The organism is Labrys sp. E2SS-1L, assembly GCF_057073705.1.
Map to the genome: position 1 here is coordinate 1,323,867 of NZ_CP172713.1, position 18,561 is coordinate 1,342,427.

Genomic DNA, 18,561 nt, shown 5'->3' on the forward strand with positions numbered 1-18,561 from the left:
TGCTTTCGATCTTTGTTAGCTAAAGGTCTGGATCGGCACGGGATCGGCCGCCTGTCAGAGCGGACTATTGGGCGAGATAGCCGCCATCGATCACCAGTTCCGCCCCGGTCATGTAGCTCGCTTCGTCGCTGGCGAGGAACAGCACGCCGTTCGCCACCTCGATCGGCTTGCCGGCCCGCTTCATCGGGGTAGAGGCGATGACGAAGGCATTGATGTCGGAGGCCTGCGCCTGGGTGAGTGGCGTGTCGATGAAACCGGGATGAACGGAATTCACCCTGATGCCGTCGGCGACATAGCTCATCGCCGCATTCTTGGTCATGTTGCGCACGGCGCCCTTGGTGGCGTGATAGGCATGGGCACCACCGACGGCGGCATTGCCCCAGATCGAGGAGAAGTTCACGATCGAGCCGCTTTTCTGCCGGCGCATGGCCGGCACCACCGCGCGCATGCCGAGAAACACTCCCGTCTGGTTGACGGCGATGACGCGCTGCCAGGCGGCAAGATCGAGTTCGTCCAAGGGCTCATAGGCGATGATGCCGGCATTGTTGACCAGGACGTCGATGCGGCCGTGCCTGGCGAGGATCGTATCGACGGTGCCGGCCCAATCTTCCTCGCGGCTGACATCGAGGCGCACGTTTTCCACGCCGGCGGCGTGCGGGTGATCGGGGCCGGCGATGTCGCCGGCATAGGTGATTGCGCCCTCGCGGGCGAAGAGCGTGGCAATCTCATAGCCCATGCCGCGGGCTGCACCCGAAACCAGGGCGACCTTGTCCTTGAGCCGCATGGCCCTTCCTCCTAAATTTGATCGTTAAGTCCAAAAGTAGACGTCCGACGCTACCGGCCAAGCCAGGGGTAGCGGGCACTGTCCTTCCCGGCGTAATCGGGATCGAGATAGATGAAGCAGCGCTGGATCTTCCAGTCGCGGATCTCGAAGACGTCGCACCAGCGCCCCGCACCCCAATCGGGCACGCCAGCTCGCCAGGGGCCGTCTGTGTGCTCGCCGTGGCTGGTGCCCTCACAGACGATGACGTCGCCGCCCGAAAACACCCAGTTGAAGGCGGCATAATGGTGGACGATGCTCTTCAGCGTGCCGCCGACATCGCCGAACAGGCGTCCGATTGCCTCCTTGCCGTCGGCGAGGCCCCATTTGGGGAAATAGACCTGCGCATCCTCGGCGAAGAGGTCGAGGATGGAGCCGCCATCCGAGGTCACGCCGGCCTTGTCGAAGGCCTTGAGATATTCGAGAGCGACTGATTTGCGCTGCTCGTCGGTCATGGTCTGCCGGGTCAGGGCCATCGGCGTTTTCTCCCTTGTCGATGCTTCATTCGGCTGCGATCTTGCCGACCGCCGTCTTGATCGGTTCGAGATGGGCTCGCCTTGCGGCAAGATAGGCGTAGGCCAGGATCGGGCCGAGCGTGCCGCCGCCGGCCCAATAGGCCCGCGCCGAGGCCGAGGCGACGCAATTGCCGACGCCGTAAAGGCCGGGGATCGGCTGGTCCTCGTCGTCGAGTACCTGCCCCTGCGGCGAGGTCTTCGGCCCACCCTTGGTATCGAGATTGCCGCCGCTCAGCAGCGCCGCATAGAACGGACCCGATTTGGCAATCGGATACATGGTCGGGTTCTTGCCGGCCGGCTCGGCCACCGGGCCGTTGAAGAGCTGCTCGACCGGCCGCTCCCCGCGCCGGAAGTCGAGATCCCGGCCGCTCTCGGCAAAGCCGTTGAAGCGGTCGATGGTGGCGCTCAGCGTGGCGGCGAAATCAGCGGAGAGGGCAAGGCCGCCAATATTGTCGGCGTGGCGGGCCAAGCGCTCGGCGATGCCGGCTGAGAGCCCTTCCAGCGTATCGGCCTTGACGACATGGGCATCATCGGCACCGGGCGGCACGATGAAGCGGCCATATTCGTCGCTGGCGCTGTGGTCCTGGCTGCGCTGGTCCCAGATCGCGAACAGCACGAGATTGGGATATTCGCCCTTGGCGGCATCCCATTGGAAGAAGGCCTGGGCGGATTCGTTGTAGGCCAGCTTCTCATTGGTGACGCGCCGGCCCTGCCGGTCGACATAGATCATCGAGTCTCCCGAGGGCGAGAAGGTGCCGATCAGGCCAGGATCACGATTGAGCGCCTTTTCCAGCACGATCGGGCACATCCAGGCATAGTTCATATTGCGCAACTGCCCGCCCGCCGCCGCGCCGATCCGGACGAAATCGCCCTCGTTGGAAACGGCGGCGCAGCCGCCGAAAACCGGGGCGGCGAGGAAATTGCGCCGCATCTCGGCATCATGGGTAAAACCCCCGCTGGCGAAGATCACGGCCTTGCGAGCCCTCACGGTGGTCAGGCGCCCGTCGATGTCGGTTGCCTGCACGCCGTTCACCGCTCCGTCATCGCCTCGGGTGAGGCGCTGGACCCGCATGCCCGTGCGGATCTCGATGCCGTCGCGCCTGGCTGCAGCGGACATCGTGCGGATCGCGACCTCGCCGCCGTCGGACATGCTGTCCTTGGCGCCCTTGGGCAGCAGCACCCGGCCTTTCGGCGCCTTGTCCTCGCCGAACTCGGCCCAATAATCCGGCACGTCGGGGCAATGGCGATATTCGAGCGCGCCCTTCTCGGCCAGAAGCTCGGTCGCCGTCGAGGCGTTGTCGTAGAAGGCCTCGCACATGGCGTATTCCCATGGGTCGAGGCCGAAGGTCGGATGACCGGCGACATAGCGCTCCGGCCGCGCCAGGCGCGCCATGTAGCGGATGCAATCGGGTTTGGGGTCGGCAATGCCGAGCGCCTGCATCGCCTTGTTGTTGGGCACCCAGTACCAGAAGGCCGCCTTGCGCGTAGTGCCACCGAGTTCCGGCGCCTTTTCGAGCAGGACGACCTCATTGCCCTCCCAGCGCGCGAAGAGCGCGGAAGCGAGCCCGCCGGCACCGCCGCCGACCACCACGATATCGGTTTCGATATCGAAATCGGCCGCGGTCACCGGCTTGGCGCTGGCACGGGCCGGCAGTTTCATGGATGCAGTCATGCGCGTCCTCCCCTCTCCCGGCCCGCTTGAAGCGCTGGGCCGCCGAACATCGAGGTCTGTCGCGGACAAGCCGCTCGACCGTTGCGTACAGGCTGCCGGAAATCGGGCGCCGACGTCTTTCACGATCGGGGCGTTACAAAAACTGATCAGGTCAACGAAAAGACAAATGTGCGAATATCGTACAAAGGTGCGAATATTGCACCCGGCGCAATTTCCTGGCAGTATCCGCGCGTTTGAATGTAGCCGGTCCGGCATCAAGATCGGATGGCTGCCGGGAAGCGCTCGAAACGCAGGTGCGCCCGCGAGGGCACGCCGGATGGGGGACGCCATGGACACCCCGCAATGCCTCGCCGCCACGATGAACACCGGCGGCGCCCAAGCAGAATGCGCGCTCTGGCATCTGGAGCCCGCCAAGCCCTATCGGTTGTCATTCGAGAACGAGGCCGATGTGGTCTGCCTCCTGCTCGGCGCGATCGAGGCGAAGACGGGCTATGACGGGCGCAGCCCATCCGCGATGCGTTTCGATGCCCTGACGGCTGCCTTCCATCCCGCCGGCGGCCGCGTGGCGGTCGAGGCCAGCGCCGTGTCCGCGGGCTTTGCCGCCTTCCGCTTTGCGCCCGAACTCCAGCACAAACTGCTGGGCGCGGACTATCGCCTCGCCCCCATCCCCACCAGCATCGACAACATCGCCTCCCCATCGATTGCCGGCCTGGTGGCCTATGCGCGCACCCTGTTCAATGCCTCGTCGCAGCCCGACAGCATCGCCGTGGAGGCCGTTTCGCAACTTGCCCTGGTGGATGTCTTCCGCTCGCTGCGCGCATTTGCCAGCAGGACGGCATGTGGTCCACTTTCGGACCGCGAATATGCCCGTCTTCGCGAGCACATCGACGCCAATATCGCCGAACGGCTGAGCCTGGTCGAGCTGTCCGATCTGCTCGACCTGCCGGTGATCACATTGCGGCGTCGCTTCCAGCGCAAAGCCGGCCTGCCCCTGCACCAGTTCGTCCTGGAGCGGCGCGTGCAGATCGCGCAGCATCAGCTCACCGCGACCTCAGCGCCGCTGCGGGAGATCGCCGCCAGTTGCGGCTTTGCCTCCCAGCAGCACATGACGAGTGCCTTCAGCCGGCGGCTGGGGCTGACGCCGTTGGCATGGCGCGAACGCGCGCGAACGTGAACACGGGACTTGCTGCCGCGCCAGTCAGGCCAACACCTGCCGCAATTGCGCCTGCACATCGAGCAGGAGCGGCAGGACTTCCGCCTTCAGGCGCGCAGTGGAGGCCCGGGCGGCCTGGGCGCCGGTGTTCAGGGCCGCGACAACCCGCCCGCCCGTCGTGACGATCGGCACGGCGATCGAGCGCAGGCCGAGTTCGAGCTCCTGATCCACGAGGGCGTAGCCGCACCGGCGTACTTTTCCGAGCTCGGCCATGAGATCGTCGACATCGGTCAGTGTCCTTGGCGTCATCGCCGGCCGTTCGCTGCCCTCGAGCAAGGCCCGCGCTTCTTCGGGTGGCAGGGCGGCGAGCAGGACCCGGCCCATGGATGAACAATAGGCCGGCAAGCGGCTGCCGATATTGAGGGCGACAGACATCACCCGCTTTTGGGCAGCACGCGCGACATAGACTACGTCGCTCCCGTCCATGATGGCGGCGGAAGCGCTTTCCTGCGTGGTTTCGGATAGCCTTTCGAGGAAGGGCTGCAGGCGCCTTGGCAATGGCGCGGCGGAAAGATAGGCATAGCCCAGGCGCAGCACGCGCGGCGTCAAGGCGAACAAGCGGCCATCCGTGCTGGCATAGCCCCCCTTGAGCAGGGTAAGAAGGCAGCGACGCGCCGTTGCCCTGTCGAGTCCGGTCAGGCGGCTGACATCGGCGATCGAAAGGGCTTCATGGTCTTCGTCGAAAGCTTCGATGACCGAGAGCCCCTTGGCGAAGCCCCCCATCATGTCGCCATCCTTCTCCATTTTCGTCATAGGCACCCTCGTTCGAATATCGAACGTATACTCGACTATCGCACCAGGCGAGCGAAATTGGTGAGGATGCAATGCAGGGGACAGGAACGAATGCGCGCTGACGGCGCGCCGTATGGGCCATCAGAACCGGGCGAACGGAGAACATGCAATCGCAGTGAGCGCGCGTCCGGCAATCAGGGATGCTCGCTACGCCCTTGCTCGGGCATGATGCCTGTTGGCAAGTTGAAACCGTCGGGGAGGGATTTCATGAGGAAATCGATGAAGACCCTGAGCTTGTACGGCAGGTAGCGCGTCGGCGGAAACATCGCGTGGATCGACATTTCAGGCGCATGATAATCCGACAATACCTCCCTGAGAGTGCCGTCGCGCAAGCAGGAGTCGACGATAAAACTGGGAAGGAGCGCAATGCCGCGCCCTTCGACGGCGATGTCGCGCAACACTTCCCCGTTGTTGCTGCACAGGCACCACGACACCGGGACCCAATGATCACCGTCCTTGCCGGTGAGCTTCCACTGCGCACCGGTTTCGAGATAGCCATAGTGCAGACCAGCATGGTCTCGCAGGTCCCTTGGATGCTGAGGTATACCCCTCTCTTCCAGATAGGCCGGGGATGCGCATATGATCCGCGGCGCCGACGCGATTTCATGGGTCACGAGATTGGGCGGCGGCGAATCCGTCAAGCGGATCGTGACGTCGAAGCCTTCCTGCACCGTATCCAATTGCTGATCGCTCAGGACCAGCTGGATCTGGAGGTCGGGATGCCGGGCCATGAACTGGCCGATCAACCGTCCCAGAAACATCGTCCCGAACGACATCGGCGCATTGACACGCAACAGCCCCCGAGCTTCGACCTGAAACTGCGATAGCGAGGTTTCGGCGTCTTCGATCTCGGCGAGGATGGCCAGGCAGCGCTCGTAATAACGCATCCCGACTTCGGTTGGTGCCGCGCTCTGCGTGGTGCGATTAAGCAGCTGCACACCGAGCTCGATCTCAAGATCGATGACATATTTGCTGACGGCGGACCGGGAAAGACGCAGCTCTCTCGCCGCTTCGCTGAAGCTGCCATGGTTCACGACCCTTGTGAACGCCTTCATATTGGTCAGTTTGTCCAAGCGTGCCTCCGCAGGTTGCCACACCGGCCGCGCAAACTATCGGCGCTCGGTCGGCGCCCGTCAGCTTGTCGCCATATCGTGGACAAATACGCCATACGATTTGATATTGTCAATGCTCCGGAACGAAACTATCGTCCGCTGCATGAGATGAAGATTGCATTCGCAAGGCGGTGCGGCACATACGCTTGGGATCAGAAGTATGATTTCTGCTGATCTCAAGTAACGGTGACGTATTGCGCCCACCGATCTGAACTTTCTTCCGCTAACGACATACCGACAATCATCTCGTCGAACGCGACCAGCCGCGAATAACGGCTGTTTCCGCACGCGCAGCCACTTCGTTTGATGGATGGAGAGAAACATGAGCAAAAACTACTCCATTGCAACGACGGGGGCCTCGCTGGACAAGGCCAAAGCGGCTGTCATTCTCCTGCATGGGCGCGGCGCCGCCGCCGAGAGCATGTTCGGTCTGGCCGATATCTTCGAGCAGCCCGATATCGCCTATTTTGCGCCGCAGGCGCCGGGCGGCACCTGGTATCCGTACTCATTCCTGGCCGCGCTCGATCGCAACGAACCCCATCTCTCCAGTTCTCTCGCCGAGGTCGGCAATGCCGTCTCATGGCTGCAGGACAAGAAGCTGGACCTGGCCCGGATCGCGCTGCTCGGCTTTTCCCAAGGCGGTTGCCTGGCGCTGGAGTTCGCGGCCCGCAACGCACGCCGCTACGGCGCCGTCATCGGTCTGAGCGCCGGTCTCATCGGCCCGGACAGGGCGCCTCGGGACTATGCCGGCTCGCTCGCGGATACGCCCGTCTTTCTGGGCAGCTCCGACATCGACCCGCACATCCCTGTTGAACGGGTGCGTGAAAGCAGCCGCGTGTTGTCGGCCCTCGGCGGCCAAGTCGTCGAGAGGATCTATCCGGGCATGGGCCACGAGATCAACGACGACGAAGTCGATCAGGTCCGTGCGCTCTTGTCCGCCCTCGTCGCGGCGCCCTGATCCCGCGGTTCATGGCGCGCGACGCGCAGCCGGCCAACCCATCCCGAGCTTTTAACGGAGACTAGACATGAGCAAACTTCACGAAGTTCTGACGCCTCAAAACAGCCAGGTCATTTTCATCGATCAGCAGCCGCAAATGGCGTTCGGCGTGCAATCGATCGACCGGCAAGTGCTGAAGAACAATGTCGTCGGCCTGGCCAAGGCCGCCAAGGCGTTCAAGGTCCCGACCACGATCACGACGGTCGAGACCGAGTCCTTCTCCGGCAACACCTATCCCGAACTGCTCGCCGTATTTCCCGAGAACCAGCTCCTCGAGCGTTCGTCGATGAACTCCTGGGACGACCAGAACGTCCGCGACGCCCTGGCGAAGAACGCCAAGGACGGCCGCAAGAAGATCGTCTGCTCGGGCCTGTGGACCGAGGTCTGCAACATGACCTTCGCGCTCTCCTGCATGCGTGACACCGACTATGAGATCTACATGGTTGCCGACGCCTCCGGCGCCACCTCCGCCGATGCCCAGAAATACGCCATGGATCGCCTGGTCCAGGCGGGCGTGGTGCCGGTGACATGGCAGCAAGTCCTGCTGGAATGGCAGCGCGACTGGGCGCGCAGGGACACCTATGACGCGGTGATGAACATCGTGAAGGAGCATTCCGGTGCCTACGGCATGGGCGTCGATTACGCCTACACCATGGTGCACAAGGCGCCCGAGCGCGTGAAGCACGGCGAGCGCATCGGCCCCAATCCCGCAAAGCAGGCCTGAACCACCCGCCCCTCCCCGCTGCAATCCGGAAGGGTCGGAGGGTCATGGGCGACGGAGCGCGCACCGCGCCGTCGCCCAAGGCTCATGCACGGCTCCGGTCTCAGGGAAGCTATCTGATGAAACTCTATCTCGTCTCTTTGGGCGCCGGCCTGCTGGTCGGTTTGATCTACAGCCTTCTGGATGTCCGCTCGCCCGCGCCTCCGGTCGTCGCGCTCGTCGGTCTCCTGGGCATTCTGGTTGGCGAACAGATCATCCCGGTCAGCAAGCAGCTGATCTCCGGCAAGGCCTTCGCCTCCGCCTGCGACAAGAGCCATGCCGTCACCCATGTCTTCGGCCAGCTGCCGGGCCGCCACATCGCGCAGGCCTCCGAAACATCGAAGGAAAAGACCTGATGAAGACCACCCGTCGCGCCTTTCTCGGCGGGGTATCCGGCCTCGCACTCCCGACGATCGTCTCGCGGGCCCGCGCCGGCGACAGCAATTCAAACGGAGATGCCGCGATGAATGCCGATACCGTCATCCACAACGCCAAGATCACCACGCTTGATCGGACAAACCCGGTCGCGAGTGCCGTCGCCATCAAGGATGGCAAGTTCCTCGCCGTGGGCAGCGACAAGGACGTACTCGCACTTGCGGACGACAAGACCAGGAAAATCGACCTCAAGGGCCGGCGCCTGCTGCCCGGCCTGATCGACAACCATCTCCACATCATCCGTGGCGGGCTGAACTTCAACATGGAGCTGCGCTGGGACGGCGTTCGCTCGCTGGCCGACGCGATGGACATGCTGAAGCGCCAGGTCGCGGTGACCCCCGCTCCGCAATGGGTCCGTGTCGTCGGCGGCTTCACCGAGCATCAATTCGCTGAAAAGCGCCTGCCGACGATCGAGGAGATCAACGCCGCAGCGCCCGACACGCCGGTCTTCCTGCTGCATCTCTATGATCGCGCCCTGCTCAATGCAGCGGCGGTGCGCGCGGTCGGCTATACCAGGGACACGCCCGAGCCGCCCGGCGGCGAAATCACGCGTGACGCCAACGGCAATCCGACCGGTCTCCTGCTCGCCAAGCCGAACGCCGCCATTCTCTATGCGACGCTGGCCAAGGGCCCAAGGCTCCCCTTCGACTATCAGGTCAATTCCACCCGCCACTTCATGCGCGAGCTCAACCGCCTCGGCGTGACCGGCGCCATCGACGCCGGCGGCGGATTCCAGAACTATCCGGAAGACTATGCCGTCATCCAGAAGCTCTCGAACGACAACCAGCTGACCGTCCGTCTCGCCTACAATCTGTTCACCCAGAAGCCGAAGCAGGAAAAGGAAGACTTCCTCAACTGGACCTCCTCGGTAAAATACAAGCAGGGCGACGACTATTTCCGCCACAACGGCGCCGGCGAAATGCTGGTGTTCTCGGCAGCGGATTTCGAGGACTTCCGCCAGCCACGGCCCGACATGCCGCCGGAGATGGAGGGCGAACTCGAGGAGGTCGTGCGCGTGCTGGCGCAGAACCGCTGGCCCTGGCGTTTGCATGCGACCTATGACGAGACGATCTCGCGCTCGCTCGACGTGTTCGAGAAGGTCAACAGGGATATCCCGCTCCAGGGCTTGAACTGGTTCTTCGACCACGCCGAGACGATTTCGGAAAAGTCCATCGATCGCATCTCGGCACTTGGCGGTGGCATCGCCGTCCAGCATCGCATGGCCTATCAGGGCGAATATTTCGTCGAGCGCTATGGTGCCGGCGCGGCCGAGGCGACGCCGCCGGTCGCCCGCATGCTCGAAAAGGGCGTGAAGGTCTCGGCGGGTACGGATGCGACACGCGTAGCGTCCTACAACCCCTGGGTCTCGCTCAGCTGGATGATCACCGGCAAGACGGTCGGCGGCCTGCGCCTCTATCCGCAACGCAATTGCCTCGATCGCGAGACCGCCCTGCGGATGTGGACCGAAAACGTCACCTGGTTCTCCAACGACGAAGGCAAGCGGGGGCGGATCGAGAAGGGCCAGTTCGCGGACGCATGCGTGCCCAACAAGGACTTCTTCACCTGCCCCGACGACGAAATCTCCTTCCTCACCTCGGACCTGACGATGGTGGGCGGCAAGATCGTCTACGGCGCCGGGGATTTCTCCAAGCTCGACGAGAATCCTGTCCCGCCGGCGATGCCAAACTGGTCGCCGGTACGCAGCTTCAAGGGCTATGCGGCCTGGGGCGAACCGGAGGGTGCAGGCAAGAATTCGCTGCAGCGCATGGCGATCGCCTTGTGCGGGTGTCAATCGTCCTGCGGCGTGCATGGTCACGACCATGCCAGCGCCTGGGGATCGAAGCTACCGATCTCCGACCTCAAGAGCTTCTGGGGAGCGCTCGGATGCTCCTGCTGGGCGGTGTGACGTGGCCTCTTCATCGAACGCTCCAACGACCGTCATGGCGAGGTTGGCCACGGCCGCGCGTCCGGTCTTCGGATCGGCCACCATGCGAAGTCTTGCCTATCTCGGCCTCTGCGCGGCCTACATCCAGGGCCCTGTCACCAAGATCCTCGATTTCGACGGCGCGATCGCGGAGATGACGCATTTCGGACTATCGCCGGCACCGCCATTCGCGGTGGCGGTGATCGCCTTCGAGCTCGTGGCCAGTGCGATGGTGCTGTTCGGCCTCTGGCGCTGGCTCGCGGCCCTCGCTTTGGCAGGGTTCACGCTGATCGCGACCTTCGTCGCCCTGCGCTTTTGGGAAATCCCGGCCGGGCAGGGGCGAATGATGGCGATGAACGCCTTCTTCGAGCATCTCGGCCTCATCGGCGGATTTGTTCTCGTGGCCATCGACGATCTGACCAAGACGAAAGACACCGCGCGTGACGGGCAGCGTTAGGCCGGCTGTCGCCCACAGATCCAGCCGTGCGCCTTGATCGGCCACTTGGCTCCTCACGCCAAAAGAAAGGAAGTTGCCCATGGCGCGTCTATCTTGTGTCGCACTTGCCCTGTGCGGCCTGATATTTGGCGGCGCCGCAATGGCGCAGGAGACCAATTCCAATGGCGTGGCCGACAAGGATCCCTTCGACGCGCTGAAGAACATCCCGCTCTCCTCGGATGGCAGCGTCTATGTCGATTTCGGGGGACAGTTGCGGCTTCGCGGAGAGTCCTCGAACCACCCGGTCTTCGGCTTGGCAAAGCCCGAACACAATGACGTCCTGCTCATCCGCTCTTTGCTCTCGGCGGACGTTCATTTCGGGCCTTATTTGAGAACCTTTGTCCAATTGGGCAGCGGGCTGGCCCCTTCCTGGAACGGAACGGCTCCGGCAACGCAGTTTGATCGCTTCGATCTCATGCAAGGCTATGGCGAGTTGACGCTTCCGTCAGCTGCTGGAAGTTTTATGGTCCGGGCCGGGCGGCAGGAGATGAGCTTCGGCTCTTCGCGCCTCGTCTCCGTGCGCGAAAGCCCCAACATCCGCCGCGCCTTCGATGGTGTCCGCGCCGCCTGGATAGCGTCGCCGGACACACGTATCGACGCCTTCCTCATGCGCCCGGTTTCGCTGCTCTCCGGCGTGTTCGACGACAAATCGGACACCAGCCAGGTCTTCTGGGGCGTCTATGCTACGAGTCCCGTTCCCGGCATCCCTGCATTAAAGGCCGATCTCTACTATTTCGGCCTCAACCGGGACGATGCGAAGTTCGCGCGCGGCACCGGCAATGAACATCGGCACACTGTTGGTGCACGCCTGTTCGGCAAGGCTGACAATTTCGATTGGGATCTGGAAGGTGCCTATCAATTCGGCCGTTTCGGCACCGCCGATATCAGTGCCTGGACCGTCTCGGCCGAGCTTGGCTACACGCTCCAGGACGCGCCGTTCTCGCCTCGGATCGGCCTCAACGCCGATGTGATCAGTGGCGACCACAATCTGCGCAACGGCACGCTTGGGACCTTCAATCCGCTGTTCCCGAAGCTGCCCTATTTCTCCGAAGCGAATCTGGTCGGCCCCGCCAACCTCATCGACATCCAGCCCAATCTGACGCTGACTGTGGTGAAGAACGTGGTGTTGAACGTCGGCTGGAATCCGCTCTGGAAGGAAGCGACGGCCGATGCCTTCTACGGGCCGGCCATTACCCCGGTCGCATCCACGGCGGGCGGCACCGGCCGGTATATGGGTCAGCAAGTTTCCACGACCCTTACCTGGACACCAACCAAGCATCTGACCTTCGGCGGCACCTATGTAAACTACACACCCGGAAAGAGGATACGGCAGGCGGGCGGAAAGTCCGGATCGTTCGCCGCGGCCTGGGCAGCAATTTCATTCTGATCCCGCAGCAAAGGCCGCAACGACGCGAAGCCCTTCCGACAAGCGCATGGGGGTGTTCCGCAGCCGTCGGAAAAAAGGAACCAGCAATTGAAACAGGGCACGTCATTCCTGCTCAGTCTTAACGGCGGCTATGTCGATACCGCCGGCTTCCTGGCACTGCAGGGGCTCTTTACAGCGCATGTGACAGGCAACTTCGTAACATTCGGCGCAGCACTGGTGAACGGTACGTCCGGTGCTTTTGCCAAGCTTCTCGCGCTTCCGGTGTTTTGCCTGACAATCCTGCTGACGCGGATGATCAGCCTTCGCTTCGGCGCATCGGGCTCAATCGCCTTGAAGACCATGCTCGGCATCAAGGTGCTGCTGCTCGCCCTCGCCGCGGCTCTTGCATTGGCCTGGGGGCCGTTCCCAGATGGCGACACTTGGCGGGCCATCCTGACCGGCATGATTTTGGTCTGTGCGATGGCGATTCAGAACGCCTCTCATCGCGTTCATCTGCCGAAAATCCCTCCCTCGACGCTGATGACGGGTACGACCACGCAAATCATGCTGGATCTGGCCGACCTATTGTCTGGAAGCGCTTCGCAACAGCAGCGCTCGGACATCCGGGGTCGGCTCAGGAAGATGGTGCCGGCCATTGTCGCTTTTGCAGCCGGCTGTGGCGCGGCGGCGCTCATCTTCATCCTGTTTGGCCTTCACGCCTTCCTCCTCCCGCCATTCATCGCGCTCGCGACCGTGCTCTCGATCCACCTCGATCCAGAGCCGGATATCGCCTGACGCCCATCTGTATCGATAGGGAATGCGCGTCCCGATCCCGCCGGGCCGCATCTCAAAAAAGAAAGGGGTGATGGCAGAACATGCTGAAAACACTTCGCAGCAAAGGCAACTCACTTATTCTGGCGTTCATTTCCGGCTTCGCTGATGCGTTGTTCTTCATTCATCTGGGCGGGCTCTTCGTCGGCCTGGTCACCGGCAATGTCATCCTCCTCGGACTGGGCCTGATCGGGCATGAGAAAGGCGGCCTGCACGGGCTGCAACTCTTGACCTTCCCGCTCTTCATGCTGGGCGCCGGCCTTGCGGCGATCCTGGTCGCCTGGATCCGGCCACTGGGTCGCGCCACGTGCTGTACGATCGTCATCGCGGCCTGTGCGTTCGCGATTTCGGCGGTTCTTGCGATCACCCAGACCGGCCCTGACTCGGCCTGTGCGCTTTTTGCTGTCGTGGCGATGGGCATGCTGACGGCGATCGAGCGCCTCGATCCCCGGCTCGGGCCGCCATTCTCGTTGATGACCGGCAACATCGCCGGCTTGGCGGTCGCAGGCACGCGCCGGCTCATCGGCTACAAGGAGCGCCCGGAAGAATGGGCCCAGTCGCTGACCTCGATCATCCTCGTCATCGGCTTTGTCGCGGGATGTGGCGCGGGCGCTTTTGCTCAAAAAACTGTCGGTGTCGCGGGGATGCTCCTGCCAACGCTTCTGCTGTTCCTGATCGGGTTTTTCTATGCGCCGCAGAATGGCCAGAAGCCGAGCTGACACAATGGGCCGTCTCATCGGGCCGCCCTTGGCATTTCCGGCGATGATCTTTCGGCTCACCCCGCGCGATCAACACGAGGCGAACCGCAGCTCGACCTCACTGGAACTGATGTTCGACCTGGCGACCGCCGTGGCGGTTGCTGCCGCGGCCCACGGCCTGGCGCAGGAAGTCGGCAGCGGCCATATTGCCGCGGGCGCCGTCCGGTTTGCGGGCAGCTTCTTCATGGCCTGGCTGGCCTGGGCCAATTACACGTGGTTCGCTTCGGCCTATGACAACAAGTCGACCGCGTTTCGCGTCCTGACGATGATCATCATGTTCGGATCGCTGGTGCTGGCCGCCGGGATCCAGATCACCTACAGCGATCAGCCGATCTGGCTTGCACTCGCCGGCTTTGTCATCATGCGGGTCGGCATGATCATATTATGGCTGGGGGCCGCCAATGGCGATCGAACAGCCCGCTCGATGGCCCTGCGCTATGCAGTGGGGATCGGCACGATGCAGCTCTATTGGGTGATGGTGATCGTCATCCTTCCTCCGCAGGGCTCCATATATCCGCTTTTGTTCGTGCTGGGTGTTCTTGGCGAGCTGGCGGTGCCGGCGTTCGCGGAGCGGCAGACCACCACCAGTTGGCACCACGGTCACATCGTCGATCGCTACAATATGTTCAATATCATCGTTCTCGGCGAATGCTTCGCCGCGGTTGCGAAAATCATCGCGGATTCCGGGACGCCGGACCTCGGACATTTCTGGCTGGCCGGCCTGTGCTCCGTCATCGCATTTTCCATGTGGGGCCTCTATTTCGACCGAAAGGAGCAGTTGCTTCGCCGCAACCTCGGCTCCGTCCTGGTCTGGGCCTATGGCCACTACGTGCTCTTCGCGGCCGGCGCTGCGACAGCGGCAGGTTTTGCAGTCTTCCTGGCTCTCGCTACCAAACGCGTCGAGGTTCCTGCGCAAATCGCTTCCTTCGCCATCGCCATTCCGATTGCGCTCTACCTCGGGTCGCTTTGGCTGGTGCGTGACCGCGCAATCCATCATGGCGCCACGCAATGGCTTCTTGTCGTCTCAGCCGCCCTGATCCTGGCGAGCGCCGCACTCGCTCCCCACCCGGCGGAAGTCATCGCCGCGCTCCTTGTGCTGGCAGTCGTCTGCCGGCAACGCCTTGGCCCCCGCAATGCCAAGAAGACCGAAGGACATGACTGAATCGGCCTCGACGGATGAATATTCCATGGGAAGCACAAACTTGCCGTCATCGCGCGGTAGCGAGCAACGACCTGCGAAAGGCGACCGAAGGATCTAGAGCATCGTGCCGAAAAGGGGACGCCGGTTTTCAAAAAAAGCGACGCGAAAACAATGACCTATAGCATCGGACTCGATTTAGAAATCGAGTCCGATGCTATAGGTCTGTGGATGACTTCTTCCCTCATTTTGAGGCAAGGAGGCCATGCTGGCACCTGGACATTTCAGCGACGATTTCAAGCGGGGCGCAGCGCGCAGATCACCAAGGCAGGCGATGTGCCGCTGCCTGCGCATCCAACTCCGCGGCTTCCATGCCTGGAGCACCTGGAGCATCTGGGCCGATCCACCAACCGCGGGTCATATCGCCGAAAGCCTGCCGAAAAAGCCGGCAGACTCGTCCAGCATGTCGGCATAGAACTTCGCATAGCTTCGATAAAGTTCCGTCCGCCCAGGGTCTGGACGGGTCGGTTCCCCCTCTTCCCTTACGAACCGGCGGGCTGTATCGGCCATGTCGCTGAACAAGCCGACCGCCTTGCCGGCTACGATGGCACTGCCGAGCGTTCCGAACTCGTCGCGATCGAGACGCCCGTAATCCAGGCCCAGGATGTCGGCCTTGATCTGCCGAAAGGTCTGGCTGCGGGCTCCTCCGCCAATACTCGTGACACGCGTCGGCACGAGATCGGGAGCGAGCGCCTTCACCGAGCGCAGATAGAGCAGATATTCATAGCCGATGCTTTCCATGATCGAACGGACCATGTGCGCCTTTCCGTGACGCCAGGTCAGGCCGACGAAGGCGCCACGCATATCCGTATTGTTGGGCGTATTGCGCCCCCCGAGATGCGGCAGGAAGATCAGCTTGTCCGCACCGGGCGGCGCGGACTCGGCCAGGCGGCCAAGTTCGTCATAGGGGTTGCGCCCCTCATTCTCCCATTGCGGCTTCTCCGCGTCGCAGATGGCATCGCGGAACCAGCGCAGATTGAGCCCGCCGCCGGCGACATAGGCCATGGCGTAGTAGAGCCCGGGTACGACGTGGGGACAGGTCATCAGGGCCTGATGGGTGGTATCGGTGGCAAAGCTATCGAGCACGATCGAGAACACCGAGGCCGTGCCGGAAGCATCGTAGATCATGCCGGGATCGACGATGCCGCCCCCGAGCACATTCGCAGCCTGATCGCCGCATCCGGCCGCAATCGGCGTCCCCTGCATGAGACCGGTTGCCTCGGCTGCCGCATGCGTCAGCCTGCCCACCACTTCCCAAGGCTCGACGATGCGGGGAAGCTTGGCCGTGTCGAGGCCGAAATCGGCGAGCAGATCCTCATTCCATCGACAGTTGGCCGTGTCGGCGAAAGTCGAGAAGTTGAGATAGGTCCTGTCGATGAAGGCATCCTTGCCCTTGAGACCAGCCAGGCGCCCGGCGACATAGGCAGCAGGCTGCACGAAGGCGCGGATGCGTTCCCAGGCCTCGGGGAACTCGTGTTTCCAATAGAGGATCTTCGGCCCGTGATTATAGCAGGGTGTGCAGCCGGAGGCCTGCAGGATCTCCATGCCGCGCTTCTTCAACCGGGGCAGATAGGCGGCACAACGATTGTCGAGCCAGGAATCGTAATGCGTCGGGGCATTCCAGTCGTCGTCGACGGTGCATACGCCGCCCATCTGGCCATCGAGGGCGATCGCCACGACATCGGAGGGGTTCACCCCACCAGCTTCCATCGCCGCGCGAATGGTTCGATGGACGGAGCCTTCGATATCGTCGGGCTGCTGCTCCACCCATCCTGGCTTGGGATAGATCAGGACCGACTCTTCGAAAGCCGAGCCCAGCAGCTTTCCGGTCTCGTCGTAGATGCCGGTCTTGGTGCCGGTCGTGCCGATATCGATGCCGATCACGGCCTTTGCCATGGCGTCTCTCCCTGAATTGGCCCTGGCAGTTTCATCCCGCCATTGTCGCGCCACCGGCCCGTTCGCGCCGGTGGATAGTCGTATCGGCTCAGCCTTGCGAAGCGCTGGATATGCCACCGTCGAAGAGGCGTTTTTCGTCCTCCAGCGACCAGCGGACCGGCTGGTCGTCCTGGCGCAGGTCACGCACCGGCGTTACCGGCAGGTCGAGCAAGGCGGGATAGATGGCGATCTTGCCCGAGACCTTGCCGGCATTGACCGCCTCGAGCGCATCCGGCAGGGCACCGAGCCCCGCCACCGCCTCCAGATTGCCCGAGAGTTCAAGCGAACCTTCCACCACGCGATCGAGGACGGCAAGCTGGTCCGCGACCGTGCAACCGGTAGAGCCGGTGATGCGTGCATTGGCGCTGGAGACCAGCCCGAGCGGCAGAGCGCAAGGCTGGCCGAAAGGCATGCCGGCGAACAGCACGAGCATGCCATCGGCCCGCATCAGGCGGGCGCCGCGCTCGATCACCGCGACCTCCGGTGCAACCACCACCACGTCGTCGCAGCCTTCGGGGGCCAGGCGAGCGACGCAGGCTTCGACCTCGCCGTCCTCGATCACCACCAGCGTCTTGCCATGCTGCCGGGCGAGCGGGGCGAAGTCATCCTCCAGCGCCTTGAGGCGGGCGCCCTTGCGCGAGGTGGCGATGACGGTCGCCGGCCCATCCTTCAGCTCCAGGGCGCGATGCGTGTGGATACGGCCCATGGCGCCACCCGCACCCAGCACAAGGGCTATGCCGCCCGCGCGCAGTTCGAAGCGCGTGCGCGCGGGCAGGAAGGCTTCCGACAGCGAGGGGCCGGGAGAGCCCAGAAAAGAGAGCTCGTGATAGTGGATGCGCGCGGCATCGAGGATGACGCTCTCGTGCCCCAACTCTGAGCCGACCAGGACCATCAGGCCGCCCTTGGCAAGGCAGTTCGCCAGCCGGGCTGTCGCCTCCGCGTCGAGGCGGCCGGCGAGGATGATGTCGTCATAGCTCGCCTGTCCAGCTTCCGAGGCTGCAAAGGCATCCAGGCTCTCATGCCATGCCACCGAAGCTGCGCCGCCCGCCCAGGCACGCGCAGCCTCACCGGCGCCGACCAGAACGACCTCGCCGTCCGGCGCCGGTCGATCGAAGCGCGTTCCCGGCACCGCCTCCACCACCAGCAGGCGGCCGCCGGATTTCAGGCTCGTGCGGCAATTGGGGCGATAGGCCGCCTCCACGCAGGCATAGGGCTCCAGCATGGCGATGGTGGCGGCACTGACATCGGCCGGCACCGGGAAGACATAGGGGCCTTCGCCTGCCAGCACGCGCGCGTCGAGACGGATATATTCGGCGAAGGCACCCGGCAGGTCCATGCCGACGGTGCGGCGCCTGCCCTCGACCATGATGGCCGGCTGCAGGCCGAGCCTGTCCCCCGGCCGGAACCGATCGCGCCAATTGGCCCCGGCATCGACGATCGTCAGCGCCATCTCGTGGCCGAGCACGGCAGGGCTGTCGGCAAGGTCGCGATCGGCAAACAGGGGGTGAGCCTTGCCCATGCGGATGATCTTGATGTCCGACGAGCAGATGCAGACGGCATCAATGCGGGCAATCACCTCGTCCGGCCCGGCCGGTGCCTGCGGTTCATCGACATAGCGCCCATCCATACCGATATCGCGGATGCCGCCACCGGCAAAGGGCCAGCTCCGGTTGAGAGCCGGCAGGCCGGAGGGCACGGCATTCTGGGAAAGGGCAGTACGGCGCATGGGATACTCGC

Annotated in this window: 17 protein-coding genes; 10 read left to right on the forward strand and 7 right to left on the reverse strand. The window is 63.4% G+C overall.

Annotation, left to right across the window (positions count from 1 at the left end; genetic code table 11):
• Positions 1 to 64: 64 nt before the first annotated feature.
• Genes ACIGJE_RS31680 through ACIGJE_RS31690 form a run of 3 tightly spaced genes read right to left on the reverse strand, consistent with a single transcriptional unit; the run spans position 65 to position 3,007 of the window.
• Positions 65 to 784: an SDR family NAD(P)-dependent oxidoreductase gene (locus tag ACIGJE_RS31680; RefSeq protein ID WP_415080878.1), complete on the reverse strand. Its 720-nt coding sequence runs from the start codon at positions 782 to 784 to the stop codon at positions 65 to 67.
• A gap of 50 nt (positions 785 to 834) precedes the next feature.
• On the reverse strand, positions 835 to 1,296 hold the full coding sequence (locus ACIGJE_RS31685) for a nuclear transport factor 2 family protein (protein WP_415080876.1): 462 nt from the start codon (positions 1,294 to 1,296) through the stop codon (positions 835 to 837).
• Between the two features lie 25 nt (positions 1,297 to 1,321).
• Positions 1,322 to 3,007, reverse strand: a complete 1,686-nt coding sequence (locus ACIGJE_RS31690; protein ID WP_415080874.1) for an FAD-dependent oxidoreductase — start codon at positions 3,005 to 3,007, stop codon at positions 1,322 to 1,324.
• Between the two features lie 328 nt (positions 3,008 to 3,335).
• Here ACIGJE_RS31690 and ACIGJE_RS31695 point away from each other — a divergent pair, with 328 nt between their 5' ends.
• Positions 3,336 to 4,181, forward strand: coding sequence for a helix-turn-helix domain-containing protein (locus ACIGJE_RS31695; protein WP_415080872.1), 846 nt, complete (start codon positions 3,336 to 3,338; stop codon positions 4,179 to 4,181).
• Between the two features lie 24 nt (positions 4,182 to 4,205).
• Here ACIGJE_RS31695 and ACIGJE_RS31700 read toward each other — a convergent pair whose 3' ends face one another.
• Positions 4,206 to 4,964 (reverse strand): IclR family transcriptional regulator domain-containing protein, encoded by a 759-nt coding sequence (locus tag ACIGJE_RS31700; RefSeq protein WP_367624894.1) that lies wholly within the window; start codon positions 4,962 to 4,964, stop codon positions 4,206 to 4,208.
• A gap of 182 nt (positions 4,965 to 5,146) precedes the next feature.
• Positions 5,147 to 6,085 carry a LysR family transcriptional regulator gene (locus ACIGJE_RS31705; RefSeq protein WP_415080870.1) on the reverse strand — a complete coding sequence of 313 codons (939 nt, stop codon included), beginning with the start codon at positions 6,083 to 6,085 and terminating at the stop codon, positions 5,147 to 5,149.
• A gap of 361 nt (positions 6,086 to 6,446) precedes the next feature.
• On the opposite strand from ACIGJE_RS31705, the gene ACIGJE_RS31710 reads away from it, so the two are divergent.
• The 9 genes from ACIGJE_RS31710 to ACIGJE_RS31750 all read left to right on the forward strand — a co-directional run bounded on the left by ACIGJE_RS31710 (position 6,447) and on the right by ACIGJE_RS31750 (position 14,853).
• On the forward strand, positions 6,447 to 7,082 hold the full coding sequence (locus ACIGJE_RS31710; protein WP_367624802.1) for an alpha/beta hydrolase: 636 nt from the start codon (positions 6,447 to 6,449) through the stop codon (positions 7,080 to 7,082).
• A gap of 67 nt (positions 7,083 to 7,149) precedes the next feature.
• The gene (locus tag ACIGJE_RS31715) at positions 7,150 to 7,845 is read left to right on the forward strand and encodes a hydrolase (RefSeq protein WP_311937193.1); all 696 of its coding nucleotides are present in this window, start codon (positions 7,150 to 7,152) and stop codon (positions 7,843 to 7,845) included.
• Between the two features lie 116 nt (positions 7,846 to 7,961).
• Positions 7,962 to 8,237, forward strand: coding sequence for a XapX domain-containing protein (locus ACIGJE_RS31720; protein WP_149250343.1), 276 nt, complete (start codon positions 7,962 to 7,964; stop codon positions 8,235 to 8,237).
• On the forward strand, positions 8,237 to 10,222 hold the full coding sequence (locus ACIGJE_RS31725; protein WP_415080865.1) for an amidohydrolase: 1,986 nt from the start codon (positions 8,237 to 8,239) through the stop codon (positions 10,220 to 10,222). Before ACIGJE_RS31720 ends, ACIGJE_RS31725 begins: the two co-directional genes overlap by 1 nt.
• 82 nt (positions 10,223 to 10,304) lie before the next feature.
• On the forward strand, positions 10,305 to 10,697 hold the full coding sequence (locus ACIGJE_RS31730; protein WP_367624804.1) for a DoxX family protein: 393 nt from the start codon (positions 10,305 to 10,307) through the stop codon (positions 10,695 to 10,697).
• 166 nt (positions 10,698 to 10,863) lie between these two features.
• Entirely contained in the window at positions 10,864 to 12,123 is a 1,260-nt protein-coding gene (locus ACIGJE_RS31735; RefSeq protein ID WP_483680604.1) for an alginate export family protein, read from the forward strand.
• A gap of 87 nt (positions 12,124 to 12,210) precedes the next feature.
• Entirely contained in the window at positions 12,211 to 12,897 is a 687-nt protein-coding gene (locus ACIGJE_RS31740; RefSeq protein WP_311937208.1) for a YoaK family protein, read from the forward strand.
• Between the two features lie 80 nt (positions 12,898 to 12,977).
• Positions 12,978 to 13,652, forward strand: a complete 675-nt coding sequence (locus ACIGJE_RS31745; protein WP_415080861.1) for a YoaK family protein — start codon at positions 12,978 to 12,980, stop codon at positions 13,650 to 13,652.
• 4 nt (positions 13,653 to 13,656) lie between these two features.
• Positions 13,657 to 14,853 carry a low temperature requirement protein A gene (locus ACIGJE_RS31750; RefSeq protein WP_415080859.1) on the forward strand — a complete coding sequence of 399 codons (1,197 nt, stop codon included), beginning with the start codon at positions 13,657 to 13,659 and terminating at the stop codon, positions 14,851 to 14,853.
• Positions 14,854 to 15,246: 393 nt separating this feature from the next.
• Here the strand turns inward: ACIGJE_RS31750 and ACIGJE_RS31755 are convergent, their stop codons facing one another.
• Both ACIGJE_RS31755 and ACIGJE_RS31760 read right to left on the reverse strand, forming a co-directional pair.
• The gene (locus ACIGJE_RS31755) at positions 15,247 to 16,785 is read right to left on the reverse strand and encodes an FGGY-family carbohydrate kinase (protein ID WP_415080857.1); all 1,539 of its coding nucleotides are present in this window, start codon (positions 16,783 to 16,785) and stop codon (positions 15,247 to 15,249) included.
• Between the two features lie 88 nt (positions 16,786 to 16,873).
• Positions 16,874 to 18,550: an alcohol dehydrogenase catalytic domain-containing protein gene (locus ACIGJE_RS31760; RefSeq protein WP_415080855.1), complete on the reverse strand. Its 1,677-nt coding sequence runs from the start codon at positions 18,548 to 18,550 to the stop codon at positions 16,874 to 16,876.
• Positions 18,551 to 18,561 lie beyond the last annotated feature (11 nt).

Excerpts from the sequence above, each read along its gene's own strand:
- ACIGJE_RS31760 (WP_415080855.1), bottom strand. The coding sequence starts at position 18,550 with ATGCGCCGTACTGCCCTTTCCCAGAATGCCGTGCCCTCCGGCCTGCCG.
- ACIGJE_RS31710 (WP_367624802.1), top strand. The coding sequence starts at position 6,447 with ATGAGCAAAAACTACTCCATTGCAACGACGGGGGCCTCGCTGGACAAG.
- ACIGJE_RS31700 (WP_367624894.1), bottom strand. The coding sequence starts at position 4,964 with ATGGAGAAGGATGGCGACATGATGGGGGGCTTCGCCAAGGGGCTCTCG.
- ACIGJE_RS31695 (WP_415080872.1), top strand. The coding sequence starts at position 3,336 with ATGGACACCCCGCAATGCCTCGCCGCCACGATGAACACCGGCGGCGCC.
- ACIGJE_RS31690 (WP_415080874.1), bottom strand. The coding sequence starts at position 3,007 with ATGACTGCATCCATGAAACTGCCGGCCCGTGCCAGCGCCAAGCCGGTG.
- ACIGJE_RS31745 (WP_415080861.1), top strand. The coding sequence starts at position 12,978 with ATGCTGAAAACACTTCGCAGCAAAGGCAACTCACTTATTCTGGCGTTC.
- ACIGJE_RS31715 (WP_311937193.1), top strand. The coding sequence starts at position 7,150 with ATGAGCAAACTTCACGAAGTTCTGACGCCTCAAAACAGCCAGGTCATT.
- ACIGJE_RS31685 (WP_415080876.1), bottom strand. The coding sequence starts at position 1,296 with ATGGCCCTGACCCGGCAGACCATGACCGACGAGCAGCGCAAATCAGTC.
- ACIGJE_RS31755 (WP_415080857.1), bottom strand. The coding sequence starts at position 16,785 with ATGGCAAAGGCCGTGATCGGCATCGATATCGGCACGACCGGCACCAAG.
- ACIGJE_RS31750 (WP_415080859.1), top strand. The coding sequence starts at position 13,657 with ATGGGCCGTCTCATCGGGCCGCCCTTGGCATTTCCGGCGATGATCTTT.
- ACIGJE_RS31725 (WP_415080865.1), top strand. The coding sequence starts at position 8,237 with ATGAAGACCACCCGTCGCGCCTTTCTCGGCGGGGTATCCGGCCTCGCA.
- ACIGJE_RS31730 (WP_367624804.1), top strand. The coding sequence starts at position 10,305 with ATGCGAAGTCTTGCCTATCTCGGCCTCTGCGCGGCCTACATCCAGGGC.
- ACIGJE_RS31680 (WP_415080878.1), bottom strand. The coding sequence starts at position 784 with ATGCGGCTCAAGGACAAGGTCGCCCTGGTTTCGGGTGCAGCCCGCGGC.
- ACIGJE_RS31720 (WP_149250343.1), top strand. The coding sequence starts at position 7,962 with ATGAAACTCTATCTCGTCTCTTTGGGCGCCGGCCTGCTGGTCGGTTTG.